The organism is Streptomyces vilmorinianum, from assembly GCF_005517195.1.
In the GTDB taxonomy this organism is placed as follows: domain Bacteria; phylum Actinomycetota; class Actinomycetes; order Streptomycetales; family Streptomycetaceae; genus Streptomyces; species Streptomyces vilmorinianum.
This window is the reverse complement of the sequence record NZ_CP040244.1, coordinates 5,222,972-5,239,365: the sequence shown is the minus strand read 5'-3', so window position 1 is coordinate 5,239,365 and position 16,394 is coordinate 5,222,972. Positions and strand designations below refer to the sequence as shown.

The 16,394-nt window shown below is 72.3% G+C and carries 13 protein-coding genes; 9 read left to right on the top strand and 4 right to left on the bottom strand.

All coding sequences use genetic code 11. The features are described from left to right. Window positions 1–11 precede the first annotated feature (11 nt). Complete coding sequence (locus FDM97_RS24400; protein ID WP_137992629.1) at window positions 12–1,064, top strand: cytochrome P450; 1,053 nt, start codon at window positions 12–14, stop codon at window positions 1,062–1,064. Here FDM97_RS24400 and treY read toward each other — a convergent pair. After that, window positions 1,021–3,381, bottom strand: coding sequence for a malto-oligosyltrehalose synthase (gene treY, locus FDM97_RS24395; RefSeq protein ID WP_137992628.1), 2,361 nt, complete (start codon window positions 3,379–3,381; stop codon window positions 1,021–1,023). The two genes, FDM97_RS24400 and treY, sit on opposite strands and share 44 nt — an antisense overlap. 90 nt (window positions 3,382–3,471) lie before the next feature. On the opposite strand from treY, the gene FDM97_RS24390 reads away from it, so the two are divergent. Continuing rightward, the gene (locus tag FDM97_RS24390) at window positions 3,472–4,683 is read left to right on the top strand and encodes an MFS transporter (RefSeq protein ID WP_137995005.1); all 1,212 of its coding nucleotides are present in this window, start codon (window positions 3,472–3,474) and stop codon (window positions 4,681–4,683) included. Between the two features lie 86 nt (window positions 4,684–4,769). Here FDM97_RS24390 and glgX read toward each other — a convergent pair whose 3' ends face one another. Then, window positions 4,770–6,890 carry a glycogen debranching protein GlgX gene (gene glgX / locus FDM97_RS24385; protein ID WP_137992627.1) on the bottom strand — a complete coding sequence of 707 codons (2,121 nt, stop codon included), beginning with the start codon at window positions 6,888–6,890 and terminating at the stop codon, window positions 4,770–4,772. A gap of 138 nt (window positions 6,891–7,028) precedes the next feature. Here glgX and FDM97_RS24380 point away from each other — a divergent pair, with 138 nt between their 5' ends. The 4 genes from FDM97_RS24380 (at window position 7,029) to FDM97_RS24365 (ending at window position 11,420) form a co-directional block, all read left to right on the top strand. After that, a complete protein-coding gene (locus FDM97_RS24380) occupies window positions 7,029–7,856 on the top strand; it encodes a Tat pathway signal sequence domain protein (RefSeq protein WP_137992626.1) in 828 nt (275 codons plus the stop codon). 86 nt (window positions 7,857–7,942) lie between these two features. Continuing rightward, on the top strand, window positions 7,943–9,250 hold the full coding sequence (locus tag FDM97_RS24375; RefSeq protein WP_137992625.1) for a copper amine oxidase: 1,308 nt from the start codon (window positions 7,943–7,945) through the stop codon (window positions 9,248–9,250). A 109-nt stretch (window positions 9,251–9,359) separates the two neighbouring features. Next, window positions 9,360–10,610, top strand: a complete 1,251-nt coding sequence (locus FDM97_RS24370; protein ID WP_137992624.1) for an SAV2148 family HEPN domain-containing protein — start codon at window positions 9,360–9,362, stop codon at window positions 10,608–10,610. 87 nt (window positions 10,611–10,697) lie between these two features. Continuing rightward, window positions 10,698–11,420: a 3'-5' exonuclease gene (locus tag FDM97_RS24365; protein WP_137992623.1), complete on the top strand. Its 723-nt coding sequence runs from the start codon at window positions 10,698–10,700 to the stop codon at window positions 11,418–11,420. Between the two features lie 6 nt (window positions 11,421–11,426). Here the strand turns inward: FDM97_RS24365 and FDM97_RS24360 are convergent, their stop codons facing one another. After that, window positions 11,427–12,260: an alpha/beta fold hydrolase gene (locus FDM97_RS24360; RefSeq protein WP_137992622.1), complete on the bottom strand. Its 834-nt coding sequence runs from the start codon at window positions 12,258–12,260 to the stop codon at window positions 11,427–11,429. A 46-nt stretch (window positions 12,261–12,306) separates the two neighbouring features. Then, window positions 12,307–13,182, bottom strand: a complete 876-nt coding sequence (locus FDM97_RS24355) for a phosphotransferase enzyme family protein (protein WP_137992621.1) — start codon at window positions 13,180–13,182, stop codon at window positions 12,307–12,309. Window positions 13,183–13,280: 98 nt separating this feature from the next. On the opposite strand from FDM97_RS24355, the gene FDM97_RS24350 reads away from it, so the two are divergent. From FDM97_RS24350 to FDM97_RS24340, 3 genes are read left to right on the top strand one after another with little or no spacing between them, the layout of a single operon-like run. Beyond that, complete coding sequence (locus tag FDM97_RS24350) at window positions 13,281–14,252, top strand: carbohydrate ABC transporter permease (RefSeq protein ID WP_137992620.1); 972 nt, start codon at window positions 13,281–13,283, stop codon at window positions 14,250–14,252. Then, window positions 14,249–15,091, top strand: a complete 843-nt coding sequence (locus tag FDM97_RS24345; protein WP_137992619.1) for a carbohydrate ABC transporter permease — start codon at window positions 14,249–14,251, stop codon at window positions 15,089–15,091. The genes FDM97_RS24350 and FDM97_RS24345 overlap by 4 nt, the downstream gene beginning before the upstream one ends. Beyond that, window positions 15,091–16,386 (top strand): ABC transporter substrate-binding protein, encoded by a 1,296-nt coding sequence (locus FDM97_RS24340; RefSeq protein ID WP_137992618.1) that lies wholly within the window; start codon window positions 15,091–15,093, stop codon window positions 16,384–16,386. Before FDM97_RS24345 ends, FDM97_RS24340 begins: the two co-directional genes overlap by 1 nt. Window positions 16,387–16,394: the final 8 nt, after the last annotated feature.

Here is a 16,394-nt window from a genome sequence, read left to right as displayed (position 1 = left end):
CAGGGGGCTCGATGCGCGAGGAAACGAACCCGGGCACGGGACAGGACCGGTGGACGGACCTTCCGCGCATGGCCCCCGACGCGGGCCGGAGCTCACGTGCCGCGGGGCAGGTCAGGAGCTCCGGGCCGTTCGCCGCCGAGCGGTCTGCCGGCCGGACCGTCGCGCCCAGCCCCCTGGACCCCGGCGCCACCGGGAACCCGTACCGCGTCCACCGTGTCCTGCGCGAGGAGTTCCCGCTCACCTACGACCCGCTGCTGCGCGCCTGGGTCCTCAGCCGGTACGCCGACGTCGCCACCGCCCTCACCGACGCCCGGTTCACCCACGGCCACCGGCCCGGCGACCCGCCCTGCGCCGAGACCCACCAGGACATCGACGAGGCCGAACTGAGGGCCGTCGCCGCGCGCACCGCGTACGTCCTCGCCCGCCGGATCGCCGACCGGCCCCAGGCCGATCTGGTCGCGGACTTCTGCCACTGGCTGCCCGCCGGCACCGTCGCCGCCGCCGTCGGCGTGCCCTACCGGGACATGATGCGCCTGGTACGCGGCCGCGCCGCCTCCGCGCTCGCCGGCCAGTGCACCGGCCAGATCGCGGTACGGGAGAAGGCCCTCGCCTCCTTCCTCGCCAACGTCCTCGCCGACCGGGAGCGGGCGGTGGCGCTCCACGACGCCCCGGCCGGACAGATCGCCCGCGCCTGGACCGAGTCGCTGCGCCGCGACCCGCCTGTGCAGATCGCCGTCCGGCGCACCGGCGCCGAGGTGCGGGTCAGCGGCGGCACGATCCCGGCGGGGGAGCCCGTCGCCCTGCTGATCGGAGCCGCGGGCCGCGACCCCGAACGGTTCCGCGCACCCGACCGCTACGACCCGCACCGCGACGACCCCGGCCAGCTCACCTACGGCAGCGGCACCTGCCCCGCCGTCCTCCTCGCCCGCTTCGAGGCCGAGTACGCCCTGCGGGCGCTCCTCGACGCCATGCCCCGGCTCCGCCTCGCCGACGGCTTCCGGCCCCGGCGGACCGGGCTGATCACCCGAGCCCCGCGGAGTCTTCTCGTACGGCCAGGCGGCTGAGCAGCGCCACCGGCCGCTCGGCGAAGAGCTCGGCCAGCTTGACCGCGCCGCCCGTGAACTCCCGTACGCCGTCGAGGAGATCGAACCAGCGGCCCTCCGGCAGCGACAGCTCCGTGTCCTGCCAGCCGCCGGCCTCCGCGAGCCGCAGCGGCAGCCGGGTGACGGCCGTGACCACCTCTCCCGCCCGGGCGAAGGCCAGACAGTGCGGCGCCGCGGGCCCCGACGCGGTCAGCGCCGCGTAGCTCCCCGGCGCGCCGAACACCTCGGGGTGCCGCCGCCGCAGCGCGAGCGCCGCCCGCACGACCGCCGTCTTGTCGTCGTCCGCCCCGATCGTGAACGGCTTCCGGTTGTCCGGGTCGACCAGCGCCCGGTACTCCCGCTCGGTCCCCTGGTAGAGCTCCGGCACCCCGGGCATCGTCAGCTGGACGAGGGTCGCGCCCAGCATCTGCGCCTGGATGTGCGGCTCCAGGGCGAAGGCCGCCTCCGACGCCGCCCGGAGCGGAATCCGGCCGGGCCCGGCCGCCACGAAATCGGTCACGGCCCGTTCGTACACCACATCGGGCTCGGTCCAGCTGGTGTGCAGCCCCGCCTCCCGTACGGACTTCAGCACCGCGGGACCGAGCCGCTGCGGGTCCGGCGTGCCGAAGCCGAACGCGGTCTGCCACGCCGTCCACGCCAGATGCGGATCGGGCGCCTGCACCCCGGCCACCTCACGCAGCAACTCCGCCCAGACCGACGGGCATTGGGAGAGCACCGCGATCCCGGCCCGGACGTCCGCGCTGCGCTTGGTGTCGTGCGTGGACAGCACCGTCCCGGTCGCCGGCCAGTCCCGGGTGAGCCGCAGGCAGTACGCGTGGAACTCCTCGGGCGAGACCGCGGGCCGCCCCGGGTCGCCGCCCACCTCGTTCGCCGACAGGAGCGGGGTGTAGCGGTAGAAGGCGGTGTCCTCCACCGACTTGGCGCGCAGCGCGGAGGAGGTCTGGGCGAACCTCGCCCGGAACGCCCGGTGTTCCGGTCCGTCGCCGAGCCGCCCGAGCGCCAGGTCCCGTACGGTGTCGACCGCCGTGGCCTCCTCCGGCACCGCGAAGGCCGCCTTGGCTCCGCGGGCCGCGTCCGGGGTCAGGACCGTCTCGCCGCCGGCGCGGTAGGTGCGGTAGACGGGGACACGGACGAGTAGTTCGCGGATCGCGGTCAGCAGCGCCCAGGGCGCGTGGTCGCGCAGCCCCGGGTCGGCGGCGCAGATCCGTCCGGCGAGCCGGGTCAGCGCGGCCGTCTCCGCCGCCAGCTCGTGCGTCACGACCTTGTACGCGGCGCGGCGTGCGGTCGCCTCCCAGTAGCCGCCCCTGTCCCCGGCCCGCCCCGCGAACTCCCGGTACACATCGAGGAGTTCGTCGGCGCCGACGGCGTCCACGAAGACCCCGTCCACATGGCGCAGGGCGTCGTAGCCGGTCGTTCCCGCGACCGGCCAGGTCGGCGGCAGCGGTTCCGTACCCGTGAGGATCTTCTCCACGACCGTCCAGCAGCGACCGCCGGTCGCCTCGTGCAGTTGCTCCAGATAGCCCTCGGGATCGGCGAGTCCGTCGGGGTGGTCGATCCGCAGCCCCTCGATCACCCCGTCCCGTACCAGCTCCACGATCGTGCGGTGCGTCGCCTCGAAGACCTCGGGGTCCTCGACCCGTACTCCGATCAGCTCCGAAATCGTGAAGAACCGGCGGTAGTTGAGCTCGGTGCGGGCCAGCCGCCACCAGCCGAGGCGGTACCACTGGGCATCGAGCAGCTCGGCCAGGGGCAGCCCCTCCGTGCCCGCGCGCAGCGGGAAGTCCTGCCCGTCCAGGTGCAGCGCGCCGTCCGCCACCCGCATCCGTTCCCGCACCTCCGGCAGCCTGCCCGGCAGCACGGGCAGCAGGATCCGGCCGTCCTCCGCCTCCCAGTCGATGTCGAACCAGCGGGCGTACGGCGAGTCGGGGCCCTCGCGGAGCACCTCGCGCAGGGCGTGGTTGTGCCGGGGGGACGCCGCCATGTGGTTGGGCACCAGGTCCACGACCAGGCCCAGCCCGTGGGCCCGGGCGGTCGCCGCGAGCGCCCGCAGCCCCTCCTCGCCGCCCAGCTCGGCCCGGATCGCGCGGTGGTCGGTCACGTCGTAGCCGTGGGTGGAGCCGGGCACGGCCTCCAGGACCGGCGACAGGTGGAGGTGGGACACTCCGAGGCCGGCGAGGTGGGGGACGGCTCGCTCGGCTGCGGCGAAGGGGAACTCCGGCTGGAGTTGGAGCCGGTAGGTGGCGGTGGGGACCGTCGGGGCGGTGAGCGAGGACGTCATGCGAACGTACGTACCCGGCAGGACGGCTTCTGTGTCATCGCCTCATGCGTCCGTTCGTGTGCATCGCGTTACGTTCGCGTGATGCTCCGGATGTATCGCGACACCTTGTCCCTGCTCGGACCGGTACTGCCGGTCGTCTCCTTTCTGGGGCGGTTGCCCACCGCCATGTGCCAGCTCGGCTCCCTGCTCCTGGTCGCCGAGACGAGCGGGTCCCTGACGACGGCGGGGCTCGCGGGCGGGGCGCTCGCGGCGGGACAGACGGTCGCTGGGCCGGTCATCGGGCGGCTCGCGGACCGGCGGGGACAGCGCGGGGTGGTCCTCGCCGCGTCCCTCGCCAACGCGGTGGCCGTCGCCGGGCTCGTCCTCGCGGCACTCGCGCACGCGGCGACCGGCTGGCTGGTCGTCCTCGGCGCGCTCGCCGGGGCGACCGTCCCGCAGGTCGGGCCGCTGGCCCGGACCCGTTCGGTCGCGCTGGCCCGGCGCTCGGGGGCGGACGACCGGACGGTCACCACGGTCCTCTCGTTCGAAGGCACCCTCGACGAGGTCTCGTTCGTCCTCGGCCCGGCGCTCGTCGGCCTCGCCGCCGCACTCGCCCACCCGGCCGCCGCTCTCCTCCTGGCCGCCGCGCTCCTTGCCTGCTGCGGTACGGCCTTCGCGCTGCACCCGTCGGCCGGCGCGGCCCGGCCCACCGCCACCCGTTCGGTCGCCGCCGAACGGGGGCGGCTGCCGCGATCCGCGTACGCCCTTCGGGTCACGATGGTGCTCCAGGGCGCCATGTTCGGCGCCTCGCAGGCCGGGATCACCGCGCTCACCGAGAAGCTCGGGGCGCCGGCGCAGGCCGGGCTCGTCTACGCGGCGATGGGGGTGATGAGCGCCGCGGCCGGGCTCTCGATGGCCGCCGTGCCGGCGCGGATCGGGCCGGCCGTGCGCTGGCGGGCCGCGACGGGCGCGCTCGTCGTGCTCTCCGTGCCGTTGGTTCTCGTCGACTCGCTCGTCGGCCTGTACGTCGCCGTGGTCGTCCTCGGCGCGGCGTACGCGCCCCACCTGATCACGGTCTTCGGCCTGACCGAGCGGACCGTGCCGGCCTCGCGGCTCGCGGAGTCGATGGCCTTTCTGACCAGCGGAGTCGTGGGCGGTCAGGCCCTCGCGCTCGCGCTCTCGGGCCGCCTCGCGGACACGCACGGCGCGCCGGCGGCCTTCACGGTGGCGGTGGTCGCGGCGGTCCTCTGCGCGGCCCTGTCCTGGACGACCCGCCCCCACATCCCGACGCCCACCGCCCCTGAGCTGACGACCAGCCCCTGAACGCCGGCGCCTCCGCCCGGACTGTGGCCGATCGCCCCGGCGGAACGGGCGACCACAACCCGGGGAGGGCGGGGGCGCCCCCCCCGCTACGCCGGGCGTCTCAGGACCGTGAGGCTCAGGGGGGCCAGGGGTACGCGTTCGCCCGCCGCTACCTTCGGGCCCTCCTGTGGGGGGATGCCCTCCGGGTGGGAGGTGTCCACGACGACGCGCCAGCTCTCGCCGTGGTTGATCGGGACCTCGAACTCCAGCTCCTGCGACGACGCGTTGAACATCAGCAGGAAGGAGTCGTCCGCGATCCGTTCCCCCTGCGTCCCCGGCTCCGAGATCGCGTTGCCGTTCAGGAAGACCGACAGCGCCTGCGCGTGCGCCGCCTGCCAGTCCCGCGCGGTCATCTCCTCGCCCTGCGGGGTGAACCAGGCGATGTCCGTGAGCTCGTCGTGCGTGCCCTCCACCGGCCGCCCGTGGAAGAAGCGGCGGCGCCGGAAGACCGGATGGTCCCGCCGCAGCCGCACCATCGCCCGGGTGAACTCGAGCAGCGTGCCCTCCTCCGACGCGCCCGGCTCCGGCCAGCGCACCCACGAGACCTCGTTGTCCTGGCAGTACGCGTTGTTGTTGCCGCCCTGTGTCCGCCCGAACTCGTCGCCGTGGCTGAGCATCGGCACACCCTGCGAGAGCATCAGCGTGGCGAGGAAGTTCCGCATCTGCCGGGCCCTCAGCTCCCGGATGCCGATGTCGTCCGTATCGCCCTCGGCCCCGCAGTTCCACGAGCGGTTGTAGCTCTCGCCGTCCCGGTTGCCCTCCCCGTTCGCCTCGTTGTGCTTGCCGTTGTACGAGACGAGATCGCGCAGCGTGAACCCGTCGTGGCAGGTCACGAAGTTGACCGAGGCGAGCGGCCGGCGGCCGTCGTCCTGGTAGAGGTCGGACGAGCCGGTGAGGCGGGAGGCGAACTCGGCGAGCGTCCTGGGCTCACCCCGCCACAAGTCCCGTACGCAGTCCCGGTACTTGCCGTTCCACTCGGTCCACAGCGGCGGGAAGTTCCCGACCTGGTAGCCGCCCTCGCCCACGTCCCACGGCTCGGCGATCAGCTTCACCTGGCTCACCACCGGGTCCTGCTGCACCAGGTCGAAGAAGGACGACAGCCGGTCCACCTCGTGGAACTGCCGGGCGAGCGTCGCCGCCAGGTCGAAGCGGAAGCCGTCGACATGCATCTCCGTGACCCAGTACCGCAGACTGTCCATGATCAGCTGGAGGACGTGCGGGGACCGCATGAGCAGCGAGTTCCCGGTGCCGGTGGTGTCCGTGTAGTACCGGCGGTCGTTCGAGAGCCGGTAGTAGGAGGGGTTGTCCAGGCCCCGGAAGGAGAGCGTCGGGCCCAGGTGGTTGCCCTCGGCGGTGTGGTTGTAGACCACGTCGAGGATGACCTCGATGCCCGCCTGGTGCAGGGCCCGTACCGCCGACTTGAACTCCAGGACCTGCTGGCCCCGGTCGCCCCACGAGGCGTACGCGTTGTGCGGGGCGAAGAAGCCGATCGTGTTGTAGCCCCAGTAGTTCGCGAGACCCGCGTCCACCAGCCGGTGGTCGTTGACGAACTGGTGCACCGGCATCAATTCCAACGCCGTGACGCCCAGTTCCTTCAGGTGCCCGATCACCGACGGATGCGCGAGACCCGCGTACGTCCCGCGCAGCTCCTCCGGCAGCTCCGGATGGAGCATCGTCAGACCCTTCACATGGGCCTCGTAGATCACCGTCCGGTGGTAGTCGGTACGCGGACGCCGGTCGTCGCCCCAGTCGAAGTACGGATTGACCACGACCGAGCTCATCGTGTGCGGCGCCGAGTCGAGGTCGTTGCGCGAGTCCGGCCGCCCGAAGTGGTAGCCGTACACCGCCTCGCCCCAGTCGATCGAGCCCGAGACCGCACGCGCGTACGGGTCGAGCAGCAGCTTCGCCGCGTTGCAGCGCTGCCCGCGCTCCGGCGCGTACGGACCGTGGACCCGGAACCCGTACCGCTGGCCCGGCATCACTCCCGGCAGATAGGCGTGCCGGACGAAGGCGTCCGTCTCGCGCAGCTCCACCGCCGTCTCCGAGCCGTCGTCGTGGAGCAGACACAGCTCGATTCTGTGCGCGGCCTCCGAGAAGACCGCGAAATTGGTTCCTGCGCCGTCGTAGGTGGCGCCCAGGGGATACGCCTGTCCCGGCCAGACCTGCATAGATAAGACTCTTCCATTCTGATCCGGGTGTTGGGGTGCACTCCGGCCAGATCCTGCCCGAAAGTGGGGCAACCTCCTAGGACTTCGGCCCGTCCTACCGGGTGACCGCAGCTCAATAGGGGGAACAGAGGGGGAAGTGTGTACGAAATAGTGCGCCGCCACCTGGGGAAGGTGGTGGCGGGCGCGGCCATCGCGGTGACGGGGACCGCCGTGATGGTCGGGATCACCCTGCCGGGTACCGCAGGGGCGGAGGACACCTCCCGGGGCCGTACCGGCGCGTCCGTGCCGTCCGCACCGTCGCAGTCGGCGGACGCCCCGGGGTCCGCTACCGCGCCGGAGCCCGCCACGCTGGCCGTCGCGCCGCCCGAGGGGACGAAGGGAGTGGGCACCGACCCGCTCACCGACGACGAACTGAAGCGGGCCGAGGCCCTGGCGCTGACCCCGCCGGCCGCCTCCGCCCAGCGCGACGTCGAGGGGGGCCGCGGCCCCCAGCATCTGGCCACCGAACTGGCCGATCCGCTGCCGGAGGAGGCCGACGAGCCCGGCGCGCCGCGCCGCGCCGAGGTGCGCTTCTACGACTACGAATCCGACGCTCTGATCACCCGGACCGTCAATCTGGAGACCGGCAAGGTCGAGAAAGCCGCCGTGCAGCGCGGAGTGCAGCCGTCGGCGCACCCCGAGGAGCTGCGCGAGGCCCTGGAGCTCATCCTGGCGAGCCCGCTCGGCAAGGGCGTCAAGGAGGACTACAAGGACGCCACCGGCAAGGAGCTGACCTCGACCGGCCAGCTCTGGTTCAACGGCGACGTCTACCGCACCTACCGCGAGGCGAACGTCCCCGCACCGCTCGCGAAGTGCGGCGAGCACCGGTGCGTCCGCCTGGTCACCAAGGTCGTCAACGGCTCCTGGATCGACACGCGGAACCTGATCGTCGACCTCAGCGCCAGGACCGTCACGCGCGTCGGCTGACCACCCGACGCCTTCTTCTCGTTCCGCATCTCCGCATCTCCGTATCTTCGCGTCTCCGCGCTTCCGTACGAGGGAGTTCGTTCGTCATGCCCAAGCCGTTCCTCTCGCGCGCCCGCAGGCAGGGCGCCCTGCTCGGCGCCGCCGCCCTGCTGGCCGGCGCCACGACCGCCGCGGGCCCGGTGACCGCCGCCACCGCGGCGCCCACGCCCCCCGCACCGCCCCGGCCCGACTGCTCCGCCGCGTACCGCATCGAGCAGAAGCTCGACGGCGGCACCACCTGGCGCATGTGCTGGCGCTACAGCACCGACGCCGGGCTCGTCCTGGACAAGGTCACCTACCAGCCCAAGGGCGCGAGCACCCCGATCCGCGTTCTGACCAGCGCCAAGCTCGCCCAGATCCATGTGCCGTACGACGACGGAAACGCCGAGTACGACGACCTCACCGGCGCCGGGTTCGGCTGGGGCCTGCAGAACCTCAAGCCCGCCGAGTGCCCCGGCGGCACCATCACCTCCGTGAAGGTGCCGGACATGGGCAAGGTCAACGGCCTGTGCACCACGACGCGCGCCCGTGGCCACGCGTACCGGATGGCCGCCGACGAGGGCGGCAAGGTCTGGCAGGCGCAGGGCAAGGACCTGCTCGTCTACACCGTCAACAAGGTGGGCTGGTACGAGTACATCAGCGAGTGGCGGTTCTCCTCCGACGGCACCATCTCCGCCAACGTCGGCGCCACGGGCTCCCTGTCGCCCGTCGACTACAACGCCACCGACGGCCGCGGCTGGCCCATCGGCCCCGGCGCCCGCTCGTACGCCACGAGCCATGCCCACAACGTCTTCTGGCGGCTCGACTTCGGCCTCGACGGCAGCGTCAAGGACCGTATCGAGCAGTTCGACTCCAAGGTCACCGCGCCGGCCGGGGAGGGCGGTCCGACCGTGAAGACCACCCGCACCCCCGTCACCAAGGAACTCGCCGGGGACGCCAAGACCATGCGCTGGTGGCGGGTGGTCAGCGCGACCGGCAAGAACAAGGACGGTCACGCCCGCTCGTACGAGATCGTGCCCGGACCCTCCAGCACGCACGCGGGCCGCGGCTTCACCCGACACGACATCTACTTCACGCAGTCCCGCCCCTGCGAGCAGTTCGCCAGCAACAACATCCTCGACTGCGGGCCCGGCAAACCCGACAGCGTCGACAAGTGGGTCAACGGCGAGACGCTGACCGACCCCGCCGTCTGGGTCAACATCGGGTTCCACCACATCGCCCGCGACGAGGACCAGCAGCCGATGCCGGTGCACTGGCAGGGCTTCCAGCTCGCACCCAGGGACGTTACCGCTATGAATCCGCTCACTCCGCCCGATCTCGCCGGCCAGAACGGGGCTCCGCGACAGGGCAGTTGAGGAAGCAGCCTGTCGATCCTGCTGCACCGCCCACCGCTCCCGGAGTACCCTTCCTTGATCGTTGACAGACGGTCGGATCGGGCGTTCAGGAGCAGAAGGCGGTGCGCGGGTGAGCTCGGGAGGTCTGGAGCTGCCCCCAGGGGACGCGGGTCAGGAGGGGGGCTCCCCCGAACCCGTGGACGTCCCGCCCGGAGCGGTCTCCGTCGCCAGGCCGATGGAGATCGGGGCGGAGCTCGACTGGGGCGCCGAAGCCTGGAGCGAGGTGCGCACGCGCGCCCAGCGGGCCGGGCGGGCCTACATCTGGCTGAACCTCGTCGAGCAGCGGCTGCGGGCCGTGGTCGCCGCCGTGCTGCGGCCGGTGTACGAGCCGGTGCACGGCGACGACTGGGTGGTGGCCGCGGCCGGGCCGGCCGGGCAGGAGTGGGTCCAGCGGGCCGTCGCCGTCCGCGAGGTCTCGCGGCGCAAGGGCTACCTCCTCGACCCGGCCGACGACAACGTCCTCAGCTTCCTCACGCTCCCGCAGCTGCGGGAGCTGATGGTGCAGCACTGGCCGTGCTTCGAGCCGTACTTCGACGACCGGCGCGAGGTCGAACTCGCCCTGGACGAGCTGGAGGTGACCCGCAACGTCGTCTCCCGCAACCGCGCCCTCTCGCTGACCGTCCTGGCCCAGTCCGAGCGGGCCTCCGCCCGGCTCCTGGAGATCCTCGGGAGCGGGGCGGGGGTGCCGTCCGCCGACCGGCTGCCGGTCGACGCGGTCGAGGACCTCGTCGGCGACCGGTACGCGGACGTGGTCTCCGTCCACCCCGACCGGGTCCGGCTGCAGCGGCAGCTGCCGGCCGAGGACCTCTTCGGCGGGGCCCGGCGCCTCGACGCCACCGGCATAGGCCTGAACCTGCTCGTGCAGAACTTCTCCGGACGGCGCCTGGTCCGGCTGGCCGAGTCCGGCTGCCGGATACGGCTGCTGTTCCTGAACCCGGCGAGCAGCGCGGTCAAGCGGCGCGAGCGGGAACTCGGCCTGAAGAAGGGCGAGCTGAGCCGCTCGGTGGAGATGAACATCCTCCACATGCGGCGGGTGCGCTCCCGGCTGCGCGACCCGGATGCCTTCCAGATCCATGTCTTCGACGAGACCCCGCGCTTCACCGCGTACCTGGTGGACGGGGACGGCCCGGACGGTGTCGCCGTCGTCCAGTCCTATCTGCGCCGGGCGCGCGGCATGGAGGCGCCGGTCCTGGTGCTGCGCGGGGGCGGGCGGAACGTGGTGCGGGCCGGCCCGCAGGGGCAGGACGCCGATCACGGACTTTTCGTGACATATCGGGAGGAGTTCGAGTCGGTCTGGCTCGACTCTCGTCCTGTTTCATGAGCTTTGTCCGCACCGGGCACGGTGCATTGTCAGTGGCTCGTGCGAGGGTGTGTGACACCACGGGGGAGATCACGTAAGGAGGACCCGATGGCTTGGCACGGGGAAGAGCTGGTCGGATTCGACCTGGAGACGACCGGCACCGAACCGCTGGAGGCGCGGATCGTGACGGCCTCGGTCGTCGGCGTCCACGGCGGGCGGGTGGTGCGGCAGCGGGACTGGCTCGCCGATCCCGGGATCCGTATCCCGGCGCAGGCGTCCGCGATCCACGGCATCAGCAGCGAGCGCGCGGCCGCCGAGGGGCGGCCGGTCGTCGAGGTCGCCGACGAGATCGCCGAGACCCTGACGGGATACTGGACCCAGGGCGTCCCGGTCGTGGCGTACAACGCCTCGTTCGACCTCACCCTGCTCTCGGCCGAGCTGCGCCGCCACGGACTTCCCTCACTGAGCTCACGCCTTGGCGGCGCCCCGATAGGCCCGGTCATCGATCCGTACACCATCGACCGGGCCGTCGACCGCTACCGCCGCGGGAAGCGGACGCTGGAGGCGGTCTGCGCGGAGTACGGCGTCGTCCTGGAAGCGGCCCACCAGGCGGCGGCCGACGCGCTGGCCGCGGTGCGGGTGGCGGTCGCGATAGCCGAACGGCACGCGTCGGTGGCGGCGCTGACCCCAGCGGAGCTGCATGAGCGTCAGATCGGCTGGTACCGCGTCTGGGCCGAGGACTTCCAGGACTTCCTGCGCCGCAAGGGCAGCCCGGAGGCGGTCGTCGACCCGTCGTGGCCGCTGCGGGAGTTCGCGCCGGTGGCCGGCTGACGGGCCTCAGCCCGCCGGGTTCTCCGCGAAGAAGTCCAGGAGCAGCTCACTGACCAGCTCCGGGGCGTCCAGCGGGAACCAGTGGCCCGCGTTCTCGACGCGCTCGTAGCGCCAGGTGCCGTCCACGTGCTTGCCGGTGCCCGTCATGGACTGCTCGGTGAGGAAGCGGTCGCCGGCGCTCCACATGCCCATGACCGGGCCGCGCAGCGGGGCCGGCGGCCGCGGGGCGGCCAACTGGGCCTCGGCGGGCAGGCCCGCGCGGTAGATGTTCAGGGCGGCGGTGAGTGCGCCCGGCGCACGCAGAGGCGAGAGCACCGCCTCCGCGTCGGGGTGATCCCCGAGCATCTCGCGCAGGGCCGCGAAGTCGTCCCGCGCGAGCCACTCCTCGGCGAGCCCCCGCAGCTGGAACAGGAGCAGGTGCCACAGGCGCTGCCTCTGCTCCCAGCCCGAGCCGAGGATCGACGCGATGTTCCCCACCGAGAGGAGCGTCAGACTCACCACCCGGTCCGGCGCGACCTGCGTGATCCCCTGGACCACGCCCGAGCCCCAGTCGTGGCCGACCAGATGGGCGCGCTCGATCTCGAGCCGGTCCAGCAGCTCCAGCAGGTCGCCGACGTGCTTGGCCGGGTGGTACGCCTCCGGGCCGCCCTCCGGCCGGTCCGAGGAGCCGAAGCCGCGCAGGGTGGGAGCGACGCACCTGTACCCGGCCGCGGTCAGGGCCCGCACCTGGTGGCGCCAGAGGTCGCGGCTGTCCGGGAAGCCGTGCACCAGCAGGACGGCCGGGCCGCTCTCGCCGCTCACCTCGACGTCGAGCGTCACCTCGGAAAGTTCCACGCGCATCCCAACACCCCGTTTCTGTCAGGGACTCCGAGCCCCGGACATGATGTCAGAACGGGTACCAGCGCACCTCGGGGTCGCCGTGCCGCAGCGAGGTCACCCGCCGCTCGAACTCGGCCAGGGCCTGGGGGTTCGTCGGCGCGTGCTGGGCCACCCAGGCGCAGCTCGCGGTCTCCCGGGCCCCGCGCAGCACCGCGCACCCCTCCCACTCCCGTACGTCCCAGCCGTACGCCTCGGTGAAGGCGTCGTACGCGGCCGGATCGAGCCCGTACCGGTCACGGGAGAGGGCGAGCACCACCAGGTCGTGCTCGCGCAGATCGGAGGAGAAGGTCTCCAGGTCGACCAGGACCGGCCCGTCCGGGCCGACATGGACATTGCGGGGGAGCGCGTCGCCGTGGATCGGGCCGGGCGGCAGATGCGGGGTGAGCGCGGCCGCCGCCGGGGCGAAGGAGTCACGCCGCTCGCGCAGGAACGCCGCGTCGGCCGGGTCGATGGCGTCCCCCGCGAGCCGCAGCCACCGCTCGACGCCGCCGAGCAGTTCACGGCGCGGGAGCGTGAAGGACGCGGGCTCCGGCAGGGCGTGGATCCGCAGCAGCAGCGGGGCAAGGTCCCGCGGCTCGGCCGGCCGCACGGCCTCCGGGAGCCGGTGCCAGAGGGTGACCGGGTGGCCCTCCACCAGACGTGGCTTCGGCTCCGCCGCCCGTACCGCCGGGACGCCCGTCTCCGCCAGCCAGTCCGCGAGCGCGAGCTCCCGCTCGGCCCGGGGGAGCAGCTCCGCGTCCCGGCCGATCTTCACCACCAGATCGCCCACGGCGAAGACCGCGTTCTCGCCGAGCGCGAGGAGCGGTGCCTCCGGTGCGCGCCCCGGCAGCTCCACCGGCAGCCCCACGGCGGCCAGGATCTCCCGTGCCCGCGCCTCGTCCATCCGTCTCTCCCCGGTACGTGTGCGAATCAGCCAAAGTCTCGCATCCACGCAGGTCGCCTTGACGAACCGACGGCCCGTCAGGACCATGACGGAGCCCGATGCGATGCGGCAAACGGCGCAATGAGGTCGATTCTGTGAGTGTGGCGACCGCGACGAAGCGGTCCGGCGGAACAGCGGCCGCCGGCAAGAGACCCGGTCCCGGACGGGACCACAGCGCGTGGTTCCTGGTGCTGCCCGCGCTCATCCCCATCCTGATCCTCAGCGTCGGCCCGCTGCTCTACGGCATCGCGCTCGCCTTCACCGACGCCCAGTCCGGCCGCACCCAGCCCACCCAGTGGGTCGGCACGCTCAACTTCCAGGACCTGCTGCACGACACGCTCTTCTGGGACTCGTTCCGGATCGGCCTGCTCTGGGCCGTCGGCGTCACCGTCCCGCAGTTCCTCCTCGCCCTCGGCCTCGCGCTCCTGCTCGACCAGAACCTCCGCTTCCGCTGGCTGGCCCGGGCGCTCGCGATCATCCCCTGGGCCATGCCCGAGGTCGTCGTCGGCATCATGTGGCGGCTCGTCTACAACCCCGACGCGGGCATCCTCAACGAGACGATCCGCGACCTGGGCCTGGGCGACGGGCGCGACTGGCTCACCGGACTCGCCACCGCCCTGCCGGCCGTGATCCTCGTCGGGATCTGGGCGGGCATGCCGCAGACCACGGTCGCCCTGCTCGCCGGACTGCAGAACACCCCGCACGAACTCCACGAGGCCGCCGCCCTCGACGGCGCGGGCGCCTGGCGCCGCTTCCGTACCGTCACCTGGCCCGCCCTCAAGCCGGTGGCCCTCGCCATCACCGCGCTCAACTTCATCTGGAACTTCAACTCCTTCGCCCTGGTCTACGTCCTGACCAACGGCGGACCCGGCGGCCGCACCCGGCTGCCCATGCTCTTCGCCTACGAAGAGGCCTTCCGTTACGGGCAGTTCGGCTACGCCGCCGCCATGGGCTGTGTCATGGTCGCCGTCGTCTCCGTGCTCCTCGCCCTCTATCTCGTCGGACGGCTGAAGGGGGACCAGGACCGGTGAGCACGCTCCGTACCAGCAGAGCCGCGCGGTTCGGCCAGTACCTCGCACTCCTCGCCTATCTGGTCTTCCTCGCCTTCCCGTTCCTGTGGCTGATCTCCACCGCCTTCAAGCCGGCGCCCGAGCTGGGCTCGCTCCACCCGACCTGGATCCCGAAGGACCCCACCCTCGCCAACTTCCGGCAGGCGTTCGACGAGCAGCCGCTGCTCCAGGCCGCCGGGAACAGCCTGGTCGCCGCCCTCGCGGCGGCCCTGATCGCGGTCGTCATCGCCACGCCCATGGCCTATGTGATGGCCCGCCACCGCGGCCGGCTCGCCACGGCCGCCACCGGCTGGGTCGTGGTCAGCCAGGCGTTCCCCTTCGTCCTGGTGATCATCCCGCTCTTCCTCGTCCTGAAGAACCTGCACCTGATCAACAGCCTTCTCGGCCTCGTCATGGTGTACGTCGTCTGGTCGCTGCCGTTCGCGCTGTGGATGCTGACCGGGTACGTACGGGCGGTCCCGGCCGAGCTGGAGGAGGCCGCGGCCGTCGACGGCGCCGGGAGGCTCCGTACGCTCGTCTCGGTCACCGCCCCGCTGCTCGCCCCCGGCATCGTCGCCACCGCGCTCTTCGCCTTCATCACCGCATGGAACGAGTTCTTCTTCGCGCTCGTCCTGCTCAAGACCCCGGAGAAGCAGACCTTGCCGGTCGTCCTCACCCACTTTCTCGGCGCCGAGGGGGTCGCCGACCTCGGACCGCTCGCCGCGGCCGCCTTCCTCGCCACGATCCCCTCGCTCGTCATCTTCGCGATCATCCAGAAACGCATCACGGGCGGGATGCTGACAGGGGCGGTGAAGTCCTGATGCGCGTACGGGTGTTCACGTCGGCCGCGGCCGCGCTGGCGCTGCTCCTCACCGGGTGCTCCGCCGGGGACGACCCCGAGGGCGGCCCAATCCGGCTCCGCTTCCAGTCCCTGGCGTGGCAGAAGGAGTCCGTCGACGCCAACAAGGCACTGGTGAAGGAGTGGAACGCCGCCCACCCCGGCATCCAGGTCGACTACGTCCAGGGCAGCTGGGACTCCGTACACGACCAGCTCCTCACCTCCTTCGAGGGCGGCGAGGCGCCCGACATCATCCACGACGCCTCCGACGACCTGGCCGACTTCGCCTACGGCGGCTATCTCGCCGATCTGACCGACCTCCTGCCCTCCCGTCTGAAGTCCGACATCCCGGCGCGCAGTTGGGAGACCACGACCTTCGGCGACGGGATCCACGGCGTGCCGTTCCTCCAGGAACCACGCGTGATCATGGCCGACAAGCGGATTCTGGAGTCCTCCGGCGTCCGCGTCCCCACCCCTGAACATCCCTGGAGCTGGGAGGAGTTCCGGCGGATCACCAAGGATCTGACCGCCTCCATGGGCGAGGGGAGGTACGCGATCGCCTGGCCGCTCAAGGAACCGGTCTCCGTCAGCCTCAACCTGGGGCTCTCGGCGGGCGGGCAGCTCTTCCACCGGGGCGCCGACGGCAAGGTGACCATCCGCTTCACCGAGGAGGACGGCGTCGTCCCCGGCACCCTCCGCGACCAGGTCAACACCGACCTCAGCGCCTCGCGCTCCACCCTGGGCACGGGCGGCTCGGACGCCCTGCCGGGCTTCTTCGGCGGGAGGTACGCGATGGTCCCGCTCGGCTTCTCGTACCGGCAGCAGATCGCCCAGCAGGCGCCGGAGGGCTTCGAGTGGACGGTCCTTCCCGCGCCGGCGGGCAAGGACGGGCTCGCCCAGGGCGTCAGCCCGCAGACGCTCTCCATCGCCGAGGACAGCCCGCACAAGAAGGAGGCGGCCCAGTTCCTCGACTTCTTCCTCCAGCCGGAGAACATGGTCCGTCTCGCGCGGGGCGACTGGATGCTGCCGACCGGCACGGCGGCCCTCGCGGACCCGTCGCTGCACACCGCGAAGGACGGCTGGGCGACGGGAGCCGCGGTGGCGCGGCACCTGCGCTCCGCGCCCGCGCAGTCGGTGCGCGGCTACCCGGAGTGGAAGGACAAGGTGGCGACTCCGGCGTACCAGGAGTTCTACAGCGGGGCGATCGACATGGCGGAGCTGCGCAAGCGCCTGGTGGAGAACGGCAATCTGGTGCTTGCCCGCTACCAGCGGCGCTGAGCCGAGCG

Excerpts from the sequence above, each read along its gene's own strand:
- FDM97_RS24365 (WP_137992623.1), top strand. The coding sequence starts at position 10,698 with ATGGCTTGGCACGGGGAAGAGCTGGTCGGATTCGACCTGGAGACGACC.
- FDM97_RS24400 (WP_137992629.1), top strand. The coding sequence starts at position 12 with ATGCGCGAGGAAACGAACCCGGGCACGGGACAGGACCGGTGGACGGAC.
- FDM97_RS24355 (WP_137992621.1), bottom strand. The coding sequence starts at position 13,182 with ATGGACGAGGCGCGGGCACGGGAGATCCTGGCCGCCGTGGGGCTGCCG.
- FDM97_RS24390 (WP_137995005.1), top strand. The coding sequence starts at position 3,472 with ATGTATCGCGACACCTTGTCCCTGCTCGGACCGGTACTGCCGGTCGTC.
- FDM97_RS24375 (WP_137992625.1), top strand. The coding sequence starts at position 7,943 with ATGCCCAAGCCGTTCCTCTCGCGCGCCCGCAGGCAGGGCGCCCTGCTC.
- FDM97_RS24360 (WP_137992622.1), bottom strand. The coding sequence starts at position 12,260 with ATGCGCGTGGAACTTTCCGAGGTGACGCTCGACGTCGAGGTGAGCGGC.
- glgX (WP_137992627.1), bottom strand. The coding sequence starts at position 6,890 with ATGCAGGTCTGGCCGGGACAGGCGTATCCCCTGGGCGCCACCTACGAC.
- FDM97_RS24350 (WP_137992620.1), top strand. The coding sequence starts at position 13,281 with ATGCGATGCGGCAAACGGCGCAATGAGGTCGATTCTGTGAGTGTGGCG.
- FDM97_RS24340 (WP_137992618.1), top strand. The coding sequence starts at position 15,091 with ATGCGCGTACGGGTGTTCACGTCGGCCGCGGCCGCGCTGGCGCTGCTC.
- treY (WP_137992628.1), bottom strand. The coding sequence starts at position 3,381 with ATGACGTCCTCGCTCACCGCCCCGACGGTCCCCACCGCCACCTACCGG.